This window comes from Streptomyces inhibens, from assembly GCF_022221585.1.
In the GTDB taxonomy this organism is placed as follows: domain Bacteria; phylum Actinomycetota; class Actinomycetes; order Streptomycetales; family Streptomycetaceae; genus Streptomyces; species Streptomyces inhibens.
Window position 1 is genome coordinate 9,325,122 of sequence record NZ_CP084681.1, and the last position, 19,767, is coordinate 9,344,888.

Consider the following 19,767-nt stretch of genomic DNA (forward strand, 5'->3'; position numbering starts at 1 on the left):
TCAGGTCGCACACGCTGCCATCGGTCCCGCTTTGCTGGACCGGAGGCTGAGCGAGGTCGCGGGCCGTTGCGGTGCCCTCCCCGCGACGCCGCAACGGCCCGCACCCTGATTTGTCCGGAAAAGGTTCCCGGTGCACCGAACTTCCCCCGGGTATTGCGGTCCAGACGCCCCCGCGCCGACCCCGCCGCACCGCCGGTGGCACGTAGATCCGCACCAGCCCCTTGGAGGCGCCCCTGCACCCCGACTTCCCGCTCGACCCGTCCACCCCGACCAGCGCCCAGGCCGCGTCCGGGGTCGGTCCCCGGCACCTGGCAGGGGACGACGGACGCCTCTACGACGCCGTCGCCGGCACGCTCGCCGGCCTCGGCTGGACGAGCCTGACGATCGTCCGCGGACGACAGGAGCCGGACGATGCGCCGGAGGACCGACAGGTCCTGCGCAACACTGTCCTCCACATCAGCCCCGACACCCTCCGCCGGGCCCAATGGGTCCTGCCGGACGAGCCGTTCCACCTGGGGGAGCTGCCGATCGCCTGGCAGGTCTCCGCCCGCGCGGACACGAGCAGCCCGCTCGCCCAGTGGTCCGCCTATTTCACACCCGACGTCCCCGGGGAGGTCCTCGTCGACTTCCTCGTCGTGCTCGACGCCCACGATCAGCCCACCGTGCCGCTCGGCGGGGCCGAGTTGGTCCTCGTCGCCGTCACCGTGCACGGTTGGCTCCGCGCCATCGACCAGCCCGGCGCGGGGGCGATGGACCCGACCTTCACCTCGCACGACAGCCTGGGCGAGGTGCCGCCCCCATTCAGGACGCTGACCTGCGCGCCCTGGTGGCCGAGGCAGACGAGGCGGGTCCGGGCGGGGGGCAGGCATGGGCCGAGCCGGTGCTTGGTGCACCGTGCCTGTGGGCCGCGTCCTTCGGCGCCAGCGTGCCGTACGACCTGGTCGCCGTGTTCGCCAACTCTCTCAGCTCCACCGCGCCGGTCCTGCGTCGAGTGCTGCCCGAGAGCACCAAGGACCGGCTCCTGCGCGCCCCGGCCGGCTGAGCGCCGGGTCCGCCCCCATACGACGCACGAAGCCCGGCCTCCCCGATTCAGGGGACGCTGTTGGTTGATTCGGGCTCTGTTGCTTCGCCCCGCCGGGTCTATCCGGCGGGGCGAGGTCGTGCGAAGTGGCTGGTGCGGGTGCGGGCCCGGGGTATGTCGGTGAGGTGGGCGTCGATGCGGGCGAGGTTGATGGCAGCGCCGGTCAGCTGATGCTGGAGGCTGGTCTTGGCGAGGCCCTGTAGCGGGATCTGCACAGGTCACAGCGTTGGACGCCCTGGAAAATGGTGCCCTCGACTCCGGCGCGGACCTTGTAACGGTCCTTCCACTCATCGGTCTGCTGCTCGGCCCTGGCCGCTCGGAGGGCGTGGTGTTCGTCGTGCTGTCGCAAGCGCAATTCGCGCCGCTGGGCGGTGGGCGAGTTGATGCATTCGGTCCGGGCGGGGCAGGGACGGCAGTCGGTCACGGAGAACTGCACCCGGATCACCGGCAGTCCTTGCTGGGAGAGCCGGTCGCTCCAGGTTCTGCTGGTGTGCCCGCCGAGGCAGGCGACCTGCTTGCGGTCGGCCGCATGATGTGGGCGGAGCGCCTGGCGGCGTGGAAGGAGATCGCCCACGTGCGCGCACAGCAGGGCCCGTACCGTTCCCGGATCGCGCCGCGCGAGCCCCGCATCCTCACCCGACGCGTCTGCCGCCGCCGGCTGCCGGTGCCGCCCGAGGCGCTGATGCAGGGGCCGCCCCCACTGCCGCCGCAGGCTTCCGCAACTGATGCGTGCAGTCCCGGGGGAGGGATGTCACCGCCGGCCGCTACGGTGGCCCGCATGACCGATACCAAGTACTGGACTTCTGCCCCGGACCGGGTAGTTCGCGGCTCGATGGGCCTGTGTCATCTCACCGTGGCTCAGCCGCCGTTCAACATCGACGCCCGCAGCCTCCCGGCCAACGACTCCGATCAGGCCCGCCTGTTCGTCGAGTTGTTCGACGGCATCGAGGAGGTCCTGGAGGATCTCGGGCCGCGCTCCGTGCAGACGCCGCTGCCCTCGTCGGTGCGTTCCGATCTGGACATCGTTCATGCCGCCGTGTGGGGCGGCATGCGGGCCATCTCCACCCCTGTCTTCGCCGACGACGGCAACGGAAACCCGCTGTTGGCCGAATCCCAACGGATGCGGGAGCGCTTCCCCGCAGCGCGGATCGTGGGCCACGTCACCTACTACGGCGGAATGGAGCACACCGAAACCGTCGTGATGCTCCCCGACGGCGCCATGTTCCACGCCTCCGGCTGGCCCGACGACGAACCGTTCGTCGTCCTGGGCGCCCCCCACGCCGTCATCGCCTCCCTCGGCCTGAGCAGTTGGATGCTCACCGCCGCCGACATCGACATGGACCAGCCCCTCCACGAGATCGAATGGGCCTCCCTGGCCGGCCTGGCACTGGGTCACTCCAGCCCCTGGGGATGGGAGGAGATGCAGACCACCGCCTTCCGCGTACAACACAGCGATCTGTCCGTCTCCTCGATGGAGGGCCTGTACTTCATCTAAGGCGCAAGGAAGCGGCGGCCACTGTCTGGAGGGGCCGAGGATCGCAATGTCGACACTCCATTAACTCTTGTTTTCCTGTGTGCAGTTGGGGCTAATGGTGTCCGGGCGGCGCGTACACGTCACCGGGGCCTCACGTGCCGCCCGCGACCCCTCAAGGTCCCATGAGCCAGCCCAACTTCGAGGCCATCACCACTCGCGGTGAACAACTCATGCACACGGCCCTGCCGATGTGCCGTCCGCGGGAGCCGTGCGAGCGGTCTGTTCCTTCGCCACTTTGACGATCTCTGCGCAGATATCCCGCAGGGCTCGGAGGCCAGCGCCCTCTTGCAGGATCACGGAGAACATAACGGGAAGAACCGTTACTCACCCACCCGAACCAGCCCCAGCCCGTAGGCCACGATCACGGCCTGCGCCCGGTCCCGCAGTTCCAGCTTCGCGAACAGCCGGTTGATATGGGTCTTCACGGTGTGGTCGGTGATGGTCAGACGTCCCGCGATCTCCGCGTTGGACAGACCACGGGCGATCAGCGTCAGCACCTCCGCTTCTCGGGTGGTGAGCTCACCGACGGAGTGCGCGGGCAGTCGTGACGCCCGCGCGTGCACGAACTCGCCGATCAGCCGCTTGGTGATCTCGGGCGAGAGCAGGGCGTTGCCGTCGGCCACTACCCGGACCGCGTGCAGCAGTTCGGGGAACGTGGCGTCCTTGAGCAGAAAGCCACCCGCCCCGGCCGCGAGCGCGTCGTACACGTACTCGTCGAGGCCGAAGGTCGTCAGCATGAGCACCTTCGTCGCGCCGCCGGACGCGGCCAGGATCTCGCGGGCCGCCTCGATGCCGTTCTTGTGCGGCATCCGGATGTCGAGGAGCGCGAGATCGGGCCGAGTCTCAGCGGCGATCTGTACCGCCTGCACACCGTCCTCCGCCTCACCCACGACCTCGATGTCCTCCTGGGTGCCCAGGAGGTTCACAAAGCCGGTACGGACAACCGCCTGGTCGTCGGCGACCAGTGCCCTGATGACACGCAACTCCGTCTTCCTCGCCACCTTCGCATTCATGGGAATCACCTGGCTCCCCAGGGATGTTCCGCCTTCACCAGGAACCCGCCGTCCGGACCCGCGCCCGCGCTGAGCCGGCCCCCGACCAGAGCCGCCCGCTCCCGCATCCCGGTCAGGCCGTGGCCCGTACCGGCGGAGCCCGGACCCGGTCCGTCGTCGTGGATGCGCAGCGTGAGCAGCTGGTCGGCGCCGTAGTCGATCTCCACCACCGTACGGGCCCCGGGCGCGTGCTTGCGCGCGTTGGTCAGCGCCTCCTGCGTGATCCGGTAAGCGGACAGCTCCCACGCGGCGGGCAGCGGCACCCGCTAGCAGCAACTCGTCCCGCACCACCCGCCACACTCGATGCGCCACACCTGCGCATCGTGGCTGGTCCAGAAAGGCGTCTCGCTCTACGAGGTCCAGCACCTCCTCGGCCACGAGAGCTTCCAGACCACCCAGCGCTACGCACACCTGCAGCCGGACGCGTACAATGCCGTGCTCGGTGCCTGGGAGCGCATGGAAGCTCCGCTCGCTATCGTGGCACAAACGTTCCTTCGCCCTGCCCCGTGCGGGCGGGGCGAAGGCATTTGTGTGACGGACGATCCCGGCTCATCGGGGCTCGTCGGCCGGCTGGTCCCCTGCGTAAGCGTTCAGCGGTCGTCGGCGTCGAACGGCCACGATAGGAGCAGGCATCGACCTTCGACATTTCACGTAACGCCTCCCGTCTTGCCGGGAGATTTGGCGGAGTACTCAGTCGGCGGGCAGCGGGTCGAGTTGTGCCGCATATGCCGCGGCCCACTCCAGCCACTTCGCCTCCTCGGCCGCAACCGGTGTGCCGTCGGTTCGGGCGCGAGCTGCCTGGCAGAAGGCGCGGATTTCAGCTGCCTGTTGCTACCTAGTGCCGGATCAGGCAACGTTTGCCCTGTCGTGATGTGACGCGCCGTCCGGGTGCTGTTCCGGGCGGCGCAAGGCGGTCACGCTGTGCGGGTGGCTGAGCGCGTACGGGTACGTGAGATCGATGATGACGAGGGTCGGCGGCTGCTGCGGATCATCCGCAGGGGCACCGGGTCGGTGGTGACCTGGCGGCGAGCGCAGATGGTGCTGCTCTCCGCGCAGGGCATGCCGGTGGCGAGGATTACCGAGGTGTCGTTCACCAGCGCCGACAGGGTCCGAGACGTGATCCATAACTTCAACACCGACGGCTTCGACTCGCTGTATCCGAAGTACTCCGGCGGCCGGCCGAGGACGTTCACGCTGCCCGAGCCCCGCGAGGTCAAGAAGATCGCCAAGTCCAAGCCGACCGAGCACGATCTGCCGTTCTCGACCTGGAGTCTGACCAAGCTGGCGGACTTCCTGGTCGCCGAGGGGATGGTCGACGACATCAGCCACGAGGGCCTGCGCCTTCTGCTCCGCGAGGAGGGCGTCTCTTTTCAACGCCTGAAGACCTGGAAGACCTCCCGCGACCCGGACTACGCGGCCAAGAAGGCCCGGGTCGAGCACCTCTATGCGATCGCCGACGGCGAGGTCATACCCGAGGAAGGCGAGCCCGAAGTTGTCTTCTGCATGGATGAGTTCGGCCCGCTCAACCTCACGCCCCATCCCGGGAAGCAGTGGGCCGAGCGCGGGGGCAAGCACAAGGACCCCGATCGTGAGCCGCGTCGGCGGAGCCGGGCGACCTACAACCGCTACGGCGGGGTGCGGCACCTGTTCGCCGCTCTGGACCTGGCCAAGGACAAGGTCTACGGCCATATCAAACCGGTCAAGAGACGGACGCAGTTCCTGGAGTTCTGCCGCTACCTGCGCAGCCTCTACCTGCCCGAGGTCCGCATCGCGATTGTCTGCGACAACTTCTCCCCCCACCTGACTACGAAGAAGTGCCAACGCGTCGGCACCTGGGCGGCGACCAACAACGTCGAGATCACCTGCACCCCGACGAACTCCTCTTGGCTGAACCGGATCGAGGCCCAGTTCACCGCCCTGCGCTACTTCACCCTCGACGGCACCGACCACGCCGATCACAAGGAGCAGGGCAGCATGATCCGCCGCTACATCATCTGGCGGAACCGCCACGCCGACGACCGGCGCCTGCGCGCCGTCGTCGACAGAGCGAACGTTGCCTGAACCTCAGCCGAGTTTCTTGAGCATCTTGACCGAGGTCGTCTCGTAGCCAAGCGACTCGTAAAGGCCGCGCGCACCCGTGTTGAAGCCAAAGACGCTGAGACCAAGGGTATGAGCGCCTTGTGCCCGGGCGTATTCCTCGCCGAGGACCATGGCCCTTCGCCCGAAACCCCGACCCCGCTTGTCAGCGTCGATCACGATGTCCCAGATCCACCAGGCGCCGGCGTCGTCGCTCGTGTCTGGTCCAATCCAGAGGTAACCGACGGTTTCCCCGGCGTCATCGACCACGTCGAAGACCACGTGCCCCGAGCCCGGTGTGCCGGAGGGAAAAGAGCGGGCCATGCTCTCGTCCGCATTCCGGTGGGCATCCTCGGGCGTTTGCCCCGCAGCGACGAGATCTTTGGCGTACTCGGCCCGACTGCGCTCAAGCCAGGCAGGGAAGAGTCGGGCATCCAAGTGGCGGAGGGTTACAGGCATCGGATCAGCCTCCCACACCGCCGACGTCGGAGCGGTATCACCCCCGCCCAACCGCTACGACAAACCGTCAACAGGGCAAACGTTGCCTGATCCGGCACTAGCTCGATGAGGATCTTCGCGCGGTGCTGCTCGATCTGCTGCTCACGAGCCTGAGCGATGGCCGCGTACCACCGGCGTCGCCTCTCGGCTTCGAGGAGTTCTGCTCCCTCCCGGTTATCTCGGTCGCCGTGAAGGCCCAATGTTGAAGAGGACCCCGAAGGGGGCTCCGAAGTCCACGTCGGCGCGGTGCAGTTTGGCCGATCCGAACAGGATGGACTCCTTCTCAGTGTCCGGGTCACTCTCGCCGGGGACGGGCACGTACTGGGGTACCTCGTCCGCGGCGACGTTCATCCGGATGACCGCGCTCGGCTTCTGGCGCGGTGCATTCTTGCCTTTGCCGTACCCAGGCAGCCAGGTGCGGATCGCGCAGGCACGATCTCGACGCCCGCTCTGACCACATCTCAGGGGCCCGCAATGCCCAGCCATCTGGTGAACACTCAACACGGCCGCACCACCGTGTCACCAGGGGACTGGATCTACCTCCTGGCACAAGGCCCTTGCGTGATGTCCCAGACGCGTCATCGGGGCGTCACGCACTCAACGGGACCGGATTCAGCCATCACGTCGCTATTCGCATATTCTTCCGGTCGCCATTCTCTGGGCGCCTGGGGATTATCAACGGATCCCAATGGATGCCAGGGTTCTGCTGGTGGCGGCGAGACTCCAGCGCATAGAATATCGCGCGCTGCTCGCGATGGCGGTCGGCGAGGTCGGCGAGGTCGGCGGTGGGGGCGGGGATACCGTGATTGATCTGCAAAAACACTCACTGCAGGGCGGCGCTGCCCGGAGCTCTGAACGCGCGTTCGCTTTTCCTGGCCTGCGGCACTTACGACTCGTCCACAATATCGCTAAAAGATCATGAAAAGGCGGTCCACGCAGCAGTAGTGGGCCGCCCTTTTCCTTTTCCGTGGCGTTCGCGACGGGCTTCCGCTCCTGGGGCCAGGAAGCGGACGTCAGCGAGAAGCGGTCGCTTCGTTTTCACGACAAGAGAAGTGTGGAGTGTGATGCCATGAACCGACTCGGCAGAGACTCGCGCCGGTTAGCCTGGAGGCTTGTGGAGCCGCCGGCGCGCATAGCGTTATCTGTTCTTTTGCTGGCAGGCGGCGCCATGGGAGCGACGGCTGGACCGGCCGCCGCTTCGACCGCCGACGGCACGCTGACGGTTGAGGTGCTGCGCGACTTCTTCGGCACCGGCGTGATCAACGCGACGATGGATGTGCCGCAGCGGGGCATGAAAGTGGAGATCTCCGACCCTGCTGGGCACGCTGTCACCGGCGTCACGGATGCCACTGGGAAGGTCGTGGTGTCGCGGTCGACCGTGCTGAGCGGTGGCCAATACCGCGTCGATGTCAGCATCCCGGCGCCGTACAGCGACTATCTGCGGGCGGCGCCTGCGTCGACGGCGGGGAACCACTTCGACAGCTTCACGTCGTTCGTGGATGTGTCGGGCGGAAAGAACGCCTCGGTGGTGACGGGGGTGTGGGATCCGGCCGACTACACGCTGCCGGACTCGCGGTACTTCGTGCCGATCCACAACGGCGCCAACGGGACCGACAACCGGGCGTTGGTGGCGTTCGGGACGAAGACCCGGGGCACGTGTCCCACCGATGTGGCGTGCCCGACCACGCTGGCCACGCAGGACCAGGTGGGCACGACGTTCGGGTTGGCGTACGACAAGTACCGGACCCGGCTGTTCCAGAGCGCGTTCGCCCGCCGGTACGCCCCGTACGGGCCGCAGGGCGGGGGCGCGATCTACACGGTGCCGGTCAACGGCTCGGGTGCGCCGGAGCTGTTCGCGCGGGTGCCGGACGCCGCGGTGACGCGGCACGACACCGCCAACATGATCAAGGATCCCGGGTTCACCGACGCGCCGGGCAAGGAGAGCATCGGTGGCCTGGCTCTGTCGGAGGACGGCTCCACGCTGTACGCGGTGAACCTGCGGACCCGCAGCCTGGTGAGCTTCGACGCGACAGGGGCCACCGCCGCGGCGCCCAAGTCGACGGTCCCGATCCCGGACCCGGGGTGCGCGAGCCCCGACGACTGGCGGCCGTTCGGTCTCCAGGTCCACAACAACACGCTGTACGTCGGCGGCGTGTGCAGCGCGGAGAGCACGCGGCAGCGCGCGGACCTGAAAGCCTTCGTCTCCACCTACGACGGCAAGCGGTTCACCACGGTGCTGAGCCACCCGCTCACGGACAAACGCGGCAGCGTCTTCGGTTCCGGCGACAAGGCCACCCACTGGAACCCGTGGAACACCAGCCTGGACACGTGGGACGACCGGAAGGCGGGCAGCGTCTTCATCGATCCGCAGCCGGAGCTGGCCTCCCTCGCCTTCGCCCGCGACGGCTCGATGATCCTGGGCTTCCGCGACCGGTTCATGGACGTGCTCAGTTGGGGAGGGCTGGACCCCCGCCCGGGGAACAACACGGCGGAAAACGGCATGTCCGGTGGTGACATCACCATGGTCTGCGCCACTCCCACCGGTGAATACCAGTGGGAAGGCACCGGGAGCTGCCCCAACCACGCCACCCCCGCCAACAATGGCGGCCAGGCCGCCGATGTCGTCGAATACTTCCCGGGCGACTTTTACGCCAACGCGCACCAGGAGACCGCGCTGGGGTCGGTGGCCTATATCCCGCAGCAGCAGTGGGTCGTCAGCACGGAGTTCGACCCGGTCGTCAACGTCGCGACCTCAGGGACCGGTTACCACGACATCACGACCGGTCAGGGCCCGGGCAACAACCCGACCGCCAACGGGTTCCAGTTCGTCAGCCAGGCACAAGGCGGGTTCGGCAAGGCCGGCGGGCTCGGTGACATCGCGTACGCGGCGGCGAACGCGCCGATCCAGATCGGCAACGTCGTGTGGTTCGACGGCGACCACAACGGGATCCAGGACCCGGGGCACGTGCTGCTGCCGGGGGCGACGATCAACCTGCTGGACGCGGACGGCAAACAGGTCGCCACGACCAGGACCAATGCCGCCGGCGAGTACTACTTCGGTGGTGTCGGCGCCGCGTACGAGCTCACGCCGGGCGCGAAGTACACGGTGCAGTTCGACGTGTGCACCGCGGACACCAGCCAGGTGCCCGAGCAGCCCCCGGCGAGCGAGCTGAGGTTCACGCTCCCGCGGGCCGGTGCCAACCGTGCGCACGACTCCAATGTGACCCCGCCGACCACCGGACCGTTGTGCAACGGCTACGCGCCTGTCACGGCGCCGGACAAGCCGGGCGGGGTCGATCACACGATCGACGCCGGGGTGTACATCCCGAAGGAAACGCCGACCCCGACGCCGACTCCCACACCGACACCGACACCGACTCCGACGCCGCCCGCGGCCTCCACGCCGCCGTCACCCGCGCCGCCTGCCAACCACCCGGCCCCGGCCGGTGGAGGCGGCGGTTCGCTGGCGAACACCGGTACGCCCGGGCTGGCGGAGATGATCGGCATCGTCGGTCTGCTGGTGGGTGCGGGCCTGGTCATCGCGTTCGTGACCCGGAATCGTCGCGCCCGGCAACACTGAACGAACCGCACAACGGTGATCTGCCCGTCCGCGATCCGGACGGCGCGGACGGGCAGATCACGTCTCGGCCGGTCCACGAGGGCCGGCCTTGGCGTGGTCTGCCACCGGACTGCCGAGTGCCGCCGCGAGCCCGCGGCGGCCGGACGGTGTGGTGATCGAAAGGATGAATCGGAGAGTGTCAGCGTCGAACCGCGTGCGGAGCGTGAGAATCCGGCAAGCCCCACCAGGTCGTCCGGCTGACCGGCGCCGATGGCCGCGGTCGCGCCGGGCCGCGGCCGTCATCGGCATCGCGGCCGTAGCGGTGGCCGCGGTGGCCGCGTTCCTGGTCGCCGACGGCGGCTCCGGCGCCGGCGGTCCGCGCCCGCTGACGACGGATGAGGCGAGCCGGCTGGCGATCACGCGATTCCGTAACTACCAGGCGCAGGGCCGCGCGGTGACGATCACCGTGCCGGGCACTGCCGGCGGGCTGACCGTCACCGGGTCCGTCGACTATCGGCGCAAGGTCGGTTACGGCGTGGTGCACGGCACCGGGCGCGACAAGTCCAGCGACGGGCTGATCCAGTGGACGCCCACCTCGGTGCACGTCCGCCCGATGACGGACGCCCCGGCGCACGCACCCGCCTCGCCTCCCCGTTCGGGCTGGTACGACCGTCCGCTGCTGTCGTCCGGCAGCGCGCTGGACACCTCCCTGTCCATCGCGCTCGGTCTCGGCGGCGACCGGCCGGACAACGCCGAACTGCTGCCGCAGAACGGCGCCGCTTGGTGGGGGCGGGAGCAGGTGGACGGGCGCTGGGTGGACGTCATGACCGGACCGTCCTCCCCTGACCGCTCCGGTACGGCGGGCAACGTGCGCTACTGGATCGGCTCCGACGGCACCATGTACCGGGTCCGCGTCAGCGTGGGTTCGCAGCCGGAGCCGGTAGTCATCGATTTCGACACCCACAAGTACGTTCCGGTCAAGCCGGTACCCGGAACCACCCCGACCCGGTAGCCGCTGTTCAGGACGTCTGCACCCGCGCGTTCGCGGCGAGCAGGGACGCCGGCGGCAGCCGGATGCCCTCCGTCTTCGGCAGGGCCGGGACGGGCGGGACAGCAGTGGCGCCCGCGGTGGCGGCGTCGGTGAACTGCGGCTGCGGAGCAGGCGCCGCGACCTCGGTGAACGGGATGCCACCGGGTGCCGTCGGCGCCGCCCACGTGCCGGCCGGCGAGGACGACCCGGCCGGAAGCGGGCAGGCCGCAGTCGTCGCGAGCCGGGCGGGCACGGTGGTGCGCAGATCGTTGCCGCGCAGGCAGTTGCCGCGCCCCCGCGTGGCGGTGGGGAACGTCCAGCCGACGTCGACGCCGTTGCCGGTGAACGTGTTGTCCACGATCTGGTTGCCGACCGGAGGCATGTCGGCGGTCGCGGTGATCACCAGCCCGGCGTTGCTGTTGTCGGCGATGCGGTTGCGGATGAACTGGTTGTCGCTGCCGCCGTCGATGCCGACGCCGGTGCCCCACCCGCCGTCGGCCTGCTCCGGGGTGGCCGTCTGCTGGTTGGCGGCGATCAGATTGCCCCCGATGACGGAGCCCTTCTGCGGGAGCAGTTTCTCCTGGTGGTCGGAGTTGGTGGTGAGTCCGACCCGGTTGCCGACCAGGCGGTTGCCGACCACGTACATGTCCTCGCTGGCGTTGGTGCCTTCGTAACCGACCGCGTTGAGTTCGGCGACGTTGTCCCGCACCACGATGTTGCAGGGCTTGCACTGGCCGACATAGATGCCCGAGTCGGCGCCGCCCGACGCGTACGAGTGCTCGATGACGCCGTTCTGGGCGGAGAATGCGTAGATGCCGTACAGACCGTTGCGGGTCGCGGTCACATACGAGACCAGGAACGACTTCAGGAAGGTGACGGGCTCATCGCCGGTGTCGTAGCCGCCGCTTCCCCCCGGCAGCCCGGCGGCCGCCTTCGCCGAACCGGTGACCAGCACGCCGTTCTGCGTGTTGTTCTCCACGGTCAGGTTCTCCACGGCCACCCCGGGCGCCGCGACGACGACACCGTTCGGCTGCTGCAACCGCCCGTCGATGACGACCTTGTCCCGGGACGCACCGCGAAGAGTGATGCGCGCCGTGTCGATCTTCACCGACTCGTGGTACACGCCCGGCGCGACCAGCACCAGGTCGCCGGGCCGAGCCAACGACACCGCATCCGAGATCGTCGGGGCATCGGCAGGCACTCGGATCGTCACCTCCGCACCGGCCGGCCGCCGGCCTTTGCCCGATCCGTCATCGCCGCCGCTGCAGCCGACCACAAGCGTCAGCGTGCCCAGTACCGCCGCCACCACGCGAAGAGCTAATCGAGGCATGATCCCAGTCTGGCATGAAGCGCCCAAGTCCAAGCCAGAATCGGGAGGTTGACCGGCACGTACGATGCGGCTGTGGCACTCTGCACACCATGCACCGAGCCGATCACCATCCGTCGCGCCGCAGGTTCCTCGATGTCACCGGCGCCGTGGTGGCCGCCGGTCTGGCCGCCGGGTGCACATCGGACTCCGCCCAGTCAGGCCGGCACGCCCTTACCCCAGCGGCCACGCCGACGCCGGTTGCGGCGATGGGCCGGTATCAGGCAGGCATCACGCTTCCCCAGCCGGCCCAGGGCAACCTGCTGGCCGTGGTGGCCGACCTCTGCGCCACCGTGGCTCCCGGCCCGTTACTGGCCGAACTCGGCCAGGCCATCCGCACACTCACCACGGGGACCGACCCGCGGCTGCTGGGCCTGCCGCCGGGCGACCTCACTGTGACCGTCGGCGTGGGTCCCCGGCTGGTGCGCACGGCAGGTACCTCGCTGCCCGGCGCGACCGACCTCCCGCGATTCTCCCGCGAGCGGATCGCCCCACCGGCACGCGGCGGAGACCTGCTGATACAGATCTGCGCCAGCGACGCGCTGCTCTTACCGGTCGTCGCCGCCGCGCTCCTGGACCAGGCCGGTGACCGCATCCGCGAACGCTGGCGGCAGTCCGGACGCCGCGGTACGAACGTGTCCGTCGGCAACGGCCTTACCGCTCCACGCAACCCGCTCGGTTTCCTCGATGGCATCGTGGGCCCGCACACGACCGCCGAACAACAACGCGACCTGTGGCTGGCGGGGCCCCCCGCGGTCGCCGGCGGCACCCTTGCCGTACTGCGGCGTATGGAACTCGACCTGCCGCGGTTCGCCGCCCTGTCCGTAGCCGAGCAGGAAGCGGTCTTCGGGCGGCGCCGGGCCAGCGGCGTCCCCCTCTCCGGCGGCACCGCAGCCTCGGGCCCGGAACTCGGCGCCAAGACACCGGACGGGCGCTATCTCGTCCCCGCGGACGCCCATGTGCGCAGAGCGCACGCCACCGTGGTCGGGGTCGGGCTCATGCTCCGTCGCTCCTACAGCACCGACGAGCCCGCCCCCGGCCTGCTCTTCATCAGCTTCCAGAACGACGTGCGGACCTTCACCGCCACCCTCACCCACATGGACACCTCCGACGCACTGCTGCAGTTCACCACCACAACCGCCAGCGCGACATTCCTGATCCTCCCCGGCTTCGACAGGCAACACCCGCTCGGTTCCCAGCTGTTCGGCTGATCACGCCGCACCCGTGGCTTCGGCCTGATCAGACAGCTGACCGGCAGTGGCTCAGAGCGGGAGGGAGTCGGGAGCAGGCCCCCGATCGTCACCGAGAGCAACGTGAGGGTTGGGGAAAACGCACAATCCGCCCCGTGCAGTTCCTGCGCGGCGTCGCCGAGGTCCGTGGCCCTTCTGTCAAGCAGTTCCACGGAAATGCTTGCGGACGGATTGTCCGCACACAGTGCTCGCACAGTGGGATCGTGAACTCGCACCAGTTGGCTTGAGGGGGACTGGATCTGCCGTGGGTGCTTGCCGTGCTTGAGGTAGTAGCGGCCGTCCGCAGGCACCACGGCGACGTGCCCGCTGCCATGCCAGGTCCTCTTGAGTAGCCCGCGTTGCTCCAGGGGCCAGGAGGTCTGTGTACGTGCGGGTGGGATGCGTACGGCATTGGAAGCAGTCGCGATCTCGCGGAGCAGGCCGAACTGTGGCTCCGTCAACGTGCACTTCACCACTCCGGCTCCACTCGACGGCGTGCGGACGGGATGGCCTGCAGAGAGCGGACAGGCAGCGATCGAGGGCCTATGGTCCCTCGTACGAGTTCCTTAGAGCGATCCTGCCCATGGCCGAGGGCAGTCGGTGTGATGCCGCGCTGGGATCCGCCGCGCCCGTCTGCTCTCCGCCGTGACGCTCATTTGACGCTCTGCGCGCCTGATTACCCCCAGATGGGGTCGGCAAATGCATCTGACCTGTGGTTTTCCCTAGTCTCGACCTGGGTGACGTGTTTGCGATGACGCATCATGTGGAGTGCGCGGCGATCCTCAAGCCTGCGGCGCAGGGTGTCTGACCTGTGGTTTTGGGTCGTGTGCGCTCTGTGCGTTGTGGGCGTTACGGGCGATATCCTGACGCTGAAATGACGCTCGTGACGCCATTCTGATGGTGTGTCAGTTCCTCATGTCGGCCCGTACCCCTGGTGCTGCGACAGCAGTTTTTCTCTCCAACCGACTGCCCATTATGAGCAGGAACCGCCCTGCTACTTGTCGAGAGTCGACCCGCTCATACTTCTCGTAAGGCCGTCCGTCTTGCCTGGGGTCCTCGCTAGAGTCGTGTATAGACGGGGCAGAGGGGGGAATGCGTGGCTGCTGTCGACTTGGGTCAGCTTGGGGAGGCGTAGGGGCTGCGGGGGACTGATGGCTCAGTTGGCTACGGCAGCGAGTTCACCGCAGAACTGATGACCTACACCCGAGAAGTCTGGACGAGTGGCAGCACACGCGTAGGTGGCAGCCGGGCAAGCAGCTGCGCGGCCTCTCCCGGAACACCGCTCGCGACTACAGGGGCCGCTTCCTCCTGGAACTGCTGCAGAACGCTCATGACGCGCACCCCGGTGACCGGAACGACGGGGGCACGTCCTGCTCGACGAGGAGGAAGGCGAGCACGGAACCCTCTATGTCGCCAACGCCGGCAACCCCTTCACCTGGGACCGTGTGGATTCGGTGTCCAAGCTCTCCTGTAGCGACAAGGTGGTGGGCGAGGGGATCGGCAACAAGGGCGTCGGGTTCCGCAGCGTGTTGCAGATCAGTGCCGCACCCGAGACCTACAGCGCCAGGCCCGACGGCGGCACCCCGGCCGTGCTGGACAGTTACTGTTTCCGCTTCGCCACGCCCGACGACCTGAGCCTGCTGCTTGCCGACGCCGAGTTGGTGCACCGGGCGACCGAGGAGTTCCCGCCGTTCCAGCTCCCGTTTCCGGTCTCCGCGGTCCCCGAGACCTGCGCGAAGCTGGCTTTGGCCGGCCATGTCACCGTGATCCGGCTGGCCTTGCGCAGCGAGACGGCCCGCGGTGAGGTGCGTCGGCGGATCGATGAGCTGGCCGGGGGCTCCCGCCATGCTGTTCCTGGAGCGCCTTGAGCGTTTGGTGCTGGAACGGCGTGCGGGTGAGGTGGAGGAGCGGACCGAACTGACGTGCCGCGAGAGACGGTTGGTGGCGGTGCCGGACGTTCCGGCCGCAGGCGGTGCACCGGCCGTGTCGCTGGCCCAGGTCGATCTCGGACCGGCCGGCCGATTCGTGCTCGTACGCGGCTCGGTACCCGCTGCCAGACTGCGGGCCACGGTCGCTGAGGCCGTCGACGATGAGGGGCTGGATGACTCCTGGACCCAGTGGTCCACGCCTGCCGTCATCGAGATCGCCCTGCCGGTCGTGTCGGCTTCACCCGGGCGCGTTTACACCTTCCTGCCGCTCGGCGACGATGTGACCGCTCCGCTGGCAGGCCATCTCAACGCGCGCCGTTCTACACCAAGACCGACCGCACGGGTTACGACGGGGAACACCCGCTCAACACCATGCTTCTCGATGCTGCGGCGGAGACCTGTCTCACCGCCGCCGCGGCGCTGCGGGACAGCGGCCTACCGGATGCCGCCCGGTTGGCGGTGGACCTGGTGAGCTGGCAGCCGAAGTGGGCCGGGCGGTTGGCCGCTGCGTCGCGGCGCACCCAGGGGCGAGAACTCGCCGACACACCGATCGTGCCGATGCTCGGTCCTGCCCTTGAGGTTCACGCGGCGGAACTGCCGGTGGAGGCCGGCACGCTCCTGACCGAGCCACGCCGGTCACACGACATCGACGAACGGCGGGAGGCGCTCGGCGTCGGGTTCGCGGAGTTCAATGCCACCCTTGCCGGTCTGGCTCCTCCGCACACCGTGCTCAGCCACGCCGACGCCCACCGGGAGGCGATCCAGAAGCATCTGCAGCTGCACCGGGGAGCGCTTCTCGACCGTCTCCGACGGGCTCGACTCGGGCGATTCGACCCCCGCGAGGCCCAGACGGACTGGCGGCAGTTGCGCACGCTGGAGGGAATCGACCCCCCCGCAGAGTGGAACACCACGCTGGAGACTGCGACACCGCAGCAGGTACGCGCTCGTGTGGAGGAGGCACTCGCGGAGCAGCTGGGCGCGCAGCTTCCGGCGGAGGGCGCGGACCTTCCCGCCTATGCGGCCCTGCTTCCTAAGAACCGAGCGGCCATCAGGACGGTCGTACCCGATCTGGTCGCCTTGATCCGCGCCTGCCGCCGTCCGCTGCCCGCCACACTGGACCACAGCGATCCGGCGGAGGCGGTGACCGAACTCCTCGACGAGGCCGGCGCGCTGGACTTCCGCCTTCTCGGACCGGAGGAGATCGCCGCCTGGCTCTCGGCGCTCGGGCACTGGCCGGCTGGCATGCCTGCCAGCGCGGACCCCGCCGTCCCAGGTGTGACAGCCGCCGAACTCGAAAACGGCCGCATGGCCGCCAACTCGGCATGGGCACAGCGCGAGCACCGCCAGGGGATCGTCACCATCGGTGGGAAGGAGCTCGATGTGCACACCGGTGACTTCGGCGAACTCACCGCCGAGCTTCAGCGAGCGCTCGACGCTGATCCGCAGCTCCTCGGCAACCGCAACGTCTTTGCCTCGCTGACTCCCGTGGCCCCGGGGAGACGGGGAGCCTCGCCGGGCAGCCGTGGTGACGCCGGCAGAGGAGAGGCCCGAAGGCTGTCGGCCGCGCAACGAGAAGCGATCGGCTACGCCGGAGAGTGGTTCGCCTACCAGTGGCTGCGCCGCAAATACCGGGCTGCGAACGAAACCAGCTGGGTCTCGACGAACCGCAGGAAGTTCTTCCCCGGACTCCCCGGACTCCCCGGACTCCCCGGGGACGACGGGCTCGGGTACGACTTCCGTGTCGGCAGCGGCCGCCAGCCCTTGCTGTTCGAAGTCAAAGCCAGTCAGGGCGAGGGAAGCCAGATTGAACGTGCGAGAGCGAAGTCCGGGCGGCCCAGCGGAACGCCGGCAGTGACCGCTGGCGGATCCTCATGGTCACGTCGGTGCTGGAACCCTCCCGGCTCCGGGTGGCGATGCTCCTCAATCCCTTCAGCGCGCGAGGCCGCGATCTCTACCGGGAGGAGGGCGGCGCGCTGCGCTTCTCGTACGGCCTGCGAGAAGAGCTCGGCCAGCCCCTCCACCCGACCTGCCCACGGTGGCCCCAGTGCTGGTGGTACCGCACGAAGCGGTGCTGTGGCCGCGACGGCGGCTAGGAACTGTCTGGGCGATCATGGGTTGGCGCGCGCGGTCGGCGGTAGGTGTCTGCGCGGTCTCATAGGCTGCGCCCATGACCACCGAGGAGTACTTCGCGACAATTGACGAGTTGGCCGTGCAGCCGTTCCCGGAGGCGACTTATGCCGACACCTCCGGGGAAGGCGGGCCAGAGCATCATGTGCGCGTACTGATGGTCAGTCGGGACTTCTGGGATGACGACGACGGGCAGGCCTGGGTCGGGGCCGAAGCTGAACTGCAGACCTGCCTCGACGACCTGGCCGCACGCCTGACGACTCGGTGGGGCAATGCGTTCGTCGTGGACCTCGGACCGTATCTCAGCGCCAGTTGCGAGGGCGAGCCGGTGCCCGAGCCACTCGACTACCTCAGCCAACAAGTCGTGAGAATGCAGGTGTGGCCGCTCCCCGACAGCGGTCGTTGGCTCGCGCTGGCGATCGGCCAGGCCGATAAGGAGTTGCCACTCATCCTGTTTGCCGCGGTCGGCAGAGCTTCCGCACTCGACTTGAGCACGAGTGGCCGGTCATGAGCGGAGCCACACGATGACAGCTGCAGCTGAGACGGTGCCGAGGAACACATAGCCGCGCTTGTCATACCGCGTAGCCACTGCGCGGAAGTTCTTGAGCCTGTTCACGGCCCGTTCGACGGTGTTGCGTTTCTTGTACCGTTCCTCGTCGAACCCCGGCGGCCGTCCGCCTTGTGATCCCTTGCGTATGCGGGCGGCCCGACTGTCGGTCTTCTCCGGAATGGTGTGCCGGATGCCGCGCCGGCGCAGGTGTTGACGGCAGGGGCCATTGCTGTAGCCCTTGTCTGCCGCGACACTGTCCGGCTTCTTGCGGGGCCTGCCCGAACCGGACCGGGGGACCCGAATCTTCTCCAGCACCGGCGTGAACTGGGTGCAGTCGGCCCGCTGCCCCGGCGTGACGATCAGGGGCAACGGACGGCAGCGGCCGTCCGCGCTCAGGTGGATCTTGCTGGTGAAGCCGCCGCGCGAACGCCCCAGGCCCTCGCCTCCTGCACCACCTCCACCAGCCGGTCGACGAGGCTTCGCCACGAGGTTTCGTCCTGGTGTTCCAGCGGCTCGCCCCCTTTTGGGGCGGCCAAGGCCGGCGGCGGGTCGGTGCGGGCGCCAGCCGCGTGCTGGTGCGCCCGCACGATGGTGGAATCCACCGAGACATCCCAGTCGATCTCGCCCACCGCATCGGCCTCAGCCTGGACCTGCTGCAACAGCCGTTCCCAGGTGCCGTCGGCCGACCACAGCCGATGACGCTCATAGACCGTCTTCCACGGCCCGAACCGCTCCGGCAGATCGCGCCAGTGCACCCCCGTCCGGACCCGGTGCAGAATCCCGTCGATCACCTGCCGGTGATCACGCCACCGCCCGCACCGACCGTTGCTCACCGGCAGAAACGGCTGCAGCCGTTCCCACTCTGCGTCCGACAAATCACCGCGCTTTCCCCACCCCACACACGGGACAACGATCCGGCCAGGCGGCAGTCACATGATCGGCCGGACAGCTCCTAGTGCTGCGACCGGGAAGGTTCACCAGGTTGGGCCGCGCTGATGACTCCCTCCGGCTCAGATGGGATCCGGGGGCGCAGCCCATGATGGCGATTCTTGGAAAAACGAACGACGTTGCCCCTCGCCTCACTTGATCTGGTTATCAACGGCTCGGGACGATTGGCATGCGTGATGCTGACGGCGATCCGATGTTGCCTGGTCGATCAGGTACGAGGGTGTGTCCCGGCCCTGCTCACGGCTGTTCGGTGCTGGCTTGCGGCAGCCCTACGCCTCCGCGGGGGTGGTCGGTCGTGTCGCATATCGGTGGCGCATGGCGTCGCTGGCTGCAGGACCTGCGGTGAAGACGTAGGTGTCGCTGTCGTCGAGCCGGCGGCCCGTCTTGGCGTCAACGACGACGGGCTCGACTTCCTCGCCGCTGTGCGCGTCGATGAGGATCATGCTGCGTTCGGCCGGTGTGAGGCGGGAGTTACCCCACGCGGCCAGGGCGACGACCACCGGTCGGAGGGAGCGCCCGAGTTCGGTGAGGACGTACTCGTGGCGTACGGGGTTGGTCTGGTAGGGCCGGCGCTCCAGTAGTCCGTCGGCGACGAGGGTTTTCAGCCGGGTGGTGAGCATGCTGGAGGAGATGCCCAGACTCTCCTGGAACTGGTCGAAGCGCGTGTAGCCGTCGAAAGCGTCGTGGAGGATCAGCAGCGTCCACCACTCGCCTACGTGTTCCACCGTCGTGGACAGTGGGCACTCCCGGTCCTCCAGCCTGATCCGGCTTGCCATGGCAGCCATCCCC

13 protein-coding genes and 4 pseudogenes are annotated in these 19,767 nt (G+C 68.4%); 10 read left to right on the forward strand and 7 right to left on the reverse strand.

Features of this window, described 5'->3' with window-relative positions; all coding sequences use genetic code 11:
* The first annotated feature begins 221 nt into the window (after positions 1–221).
* A pseudogene (locus tag KI385_RS41945) lies at positions 222–1,042 on the forward strand (SPDY domain-containing protein).
* A 98-nt stretch (positions 1,043–1,140) separates the two neighbouring features.
* Here KI385_RS41945 and KI385_RS41950 read toward each other — a convergent pair.
* Positions 1,141–1,604, reverse strand: a pseudogene (locus KI385_RS41950) (transposase); the annotation flags it as partial.
* A gap of 255 nt (positions 1,605–1,859) precedes the next feature.
* Between KI385_RS41950 and KI385_RS41955 the strand changes: the two are divergent.
* Positions 1,860–2,576: a DUF6333 family protein gene (locus KI385_RS41955; RefSeq protein WP_238577245.1), complete on the forward strand. Its 717-nt coding sequence runs from the start codon at positions 1,860–1,862 to the stop codon at positions 2,574–2,576.
* Positions 2,577–2,935: 359 nt separating this feature from the next.
* On the opposite strand, the gene KI385_RS41960 is transcribed toward KI385_RS41955, so the two are convergent.
* Both KI385_RS41960 and KI385_RS41965 read right to left on the reverse strand, forming a co-directional pair.
* On the reverse strand, positions 2,936–3,628 hold the full coding sequence (locus KI385_RS41960; RefSeq protein ID WP_238577246.1) for a response regulator: 693 nt from the start codon (positions 3,626–3,628) through the stop codon (positions 2,936–2,938).
* Between the two features lie 5 nt (positions 3,629–3,633).
* Positions 3,634–3,933, reverse strand: a pseudogene (locus KI385_RS41965) (ATP-binding protein); the annotation flags it as partial.
* Positions 3,934–3,961: 28 nt separating this feature from the next.
* Between KI385_RS41965 and KI385_RS41970 the strand changes: the two are divergent.
* Both KI385_RS41970 and KI385_RS41975 read left to right on the forward strand, forming a co-directional pair.
* Positions 3,962–4,543, forward strand: a pseudogene (locus tag KI385_RS41970) (tyrosine-type recombinase/integrase); the annotation flags it as partial.
* A gap of 51 nt (positions 4,544–4,594) precedes the next feature.
* Positions 4,595–5,728 carry an IS630 family transposase gene (locus KI385_RS41975; protein ID WP_238577248.1) on the forward strand — a complete coding sequence of 378 codons (1,134 nt, stop codon included), beginning with the start codon at positions 4,595–4,597 and terminating at the stop codon, positions 5,726–5,728.
* Between the two features lie 3 nt (positions 5,729–5,731).
* On the opposite strand, the gene KI385_RS41980 is transcribed toward KI385_RS41975, so the two are convergent.
* The gene (locus KI385_RS41980) at positions 5,732–6,202 is read right to left on the reverse strand and encodes a GNAT family N-acetyltransferase (RefSeq protein WP_238577249.1); all 471 of its coding nucleotides are present in this window, start codon (positions 6,200–6,202) and stop codon (positions 5,732–5,734) included.
* Positions 6,203–7,409: 1,207 nt separating this feature from the next.
* Between KI385_RS41980 and KI385_RS41985 the strand changes: the two genes are divergently transcribed.
* Both KI385_RS41985 and KI385_RS41990 read left to right on the forward strand, forming a co-directional pair.
* Positions 7,410–9,821 carry an SdrD B-like domain-containing protein gene (locus KI385_RS41985; protein WP_238578061.1) on the forward strand — a complete coding sequence of 804 codons (2,412 nt, stop codon included), beginning with the start codon at positions 7,410–7,412 and terminating at the stop codon, positions 9,819–9,821.
* A gap of 310 nt (positions 9,822–10,131) precedes the next feature.
* Positions 10,132–10,812: a hypothetical protein gene (locus tag KI385_RS41990; protein ID WP_238578062.1), complete on the forward strand. Its 681-nt coding sequence runs from the start codon at positions 10,132–10,134 to the stop codon at positions 10,810–10,812.
* Positions 10,813–10,819: 7 nt separating this feature from the next.
* Here KI385_RS41990 and KI385_RS41995 read toward each other — a convergent pair whose 3' ends face one another.
* Complete coding sequence (locus tag KI385_RS41995) at positions 10,820–12,160, reverse strand: right-handed parallel beta-helix repeat-containing protein (protein ID WP_238577250.1); 1,341 nt, start codon at positions 12,158–12,160, stop codon at positions 10,820–10,822.
* 89 nt (positions 12,161–12,249) lie between these two features.
* On the opposite strand from KI385_RS41995, the gene KI385_RS42000 reads away from it, so the two are divergent.
* The 4 genes from KI385_RS42000 to KI385_RS42015 all read left to right on the forward strand — a co-directional run bounded on the left by KI385_RS42000 (position 12,250) and on the right by KI385_RS42015 (position 17,991).
* Positions 12,250–13,407, forward strand: a complete 1,158-nt coding sequence (locus KI385_RS42000; RefSeq protein WP_238577251.1) for a Dyp-type peroxidase — start codon at positions 12,250–12,252, stop codon at positions 13,405–13,407.
* A gap of 1,472 nt (positions 13,408–14,879) precedes the next feature.
* Positions 14,880–15,293 carry a hypothetical protein gene (locus KI385_RS42005; RefSeq protein ID WP_238577252.1) on the forward strand — a complete coding sequence of 138 codons (414 nt, stop codon included), beginning with the start codon at positions 14,880–14,882 and terminating at the stop codon, positions 15,291–15,293.
* Between the two features lie 249 nt (positions 15,294–15,542).
* Positions 15,543–17,552, forward strand: a complete 2,010-nt coding sequence (locus tag KI385_RS42010; RefSeq protein ID WP_238577253.1) for a response regulator — start codon at positions 15,543–15,545, stop codon at positions 17,550–17,552.
* Positions 17,521–17,991: a hypothetical protein gene (locus KI385_RS42015; protein ID WP_238577254.1), complete on the forward strand. Its 471-nt coding sequence runs from the start codon at positions 17,521–17,523 to the stop codon at positions 17,989–17,991. The genes KI385_RS42010 and KI385_RS42015 overlap by 32 nt, the downstream gene beginning before the upstream one ends.
* On the opposite strand, the gene KI385_RS42020 is transcribed toward KI385_RS42015, so the two are convergent.
* Positions 17,986–18,929 (reverse strand): IS5 family transposase gene (locus KI385_RS42020; protein ID WP_425357042.1). Its coding sequence is split into 2 segments (ribosomal slippage): positions 17,986–18,587 and positions 18,587–18,929, totalling 945 coding nucleotides; the frame shifts between segments, so codons are not numbered across the junction. The genes KI385_RS42015 and KI385_RS42020 overlap by 6 nt on opposite strands.
* A 318-nt stretch (positions 18,930–19,247) precedes the next feature.
* Positions 19,248–19,754: a winged helix-turn-helix transcriptional regulator gene (locus KI385_RS42025; protein WP_238577255.1), complete on the reverse strand. Its 507-nt coding sequence runs from the start codon at positions 19,752–19,754 to the stop codon at positions 19,248–19,250.
* Between the last annotated feature and the right edge of the window lie 13 nt (positions 19,755–19,767).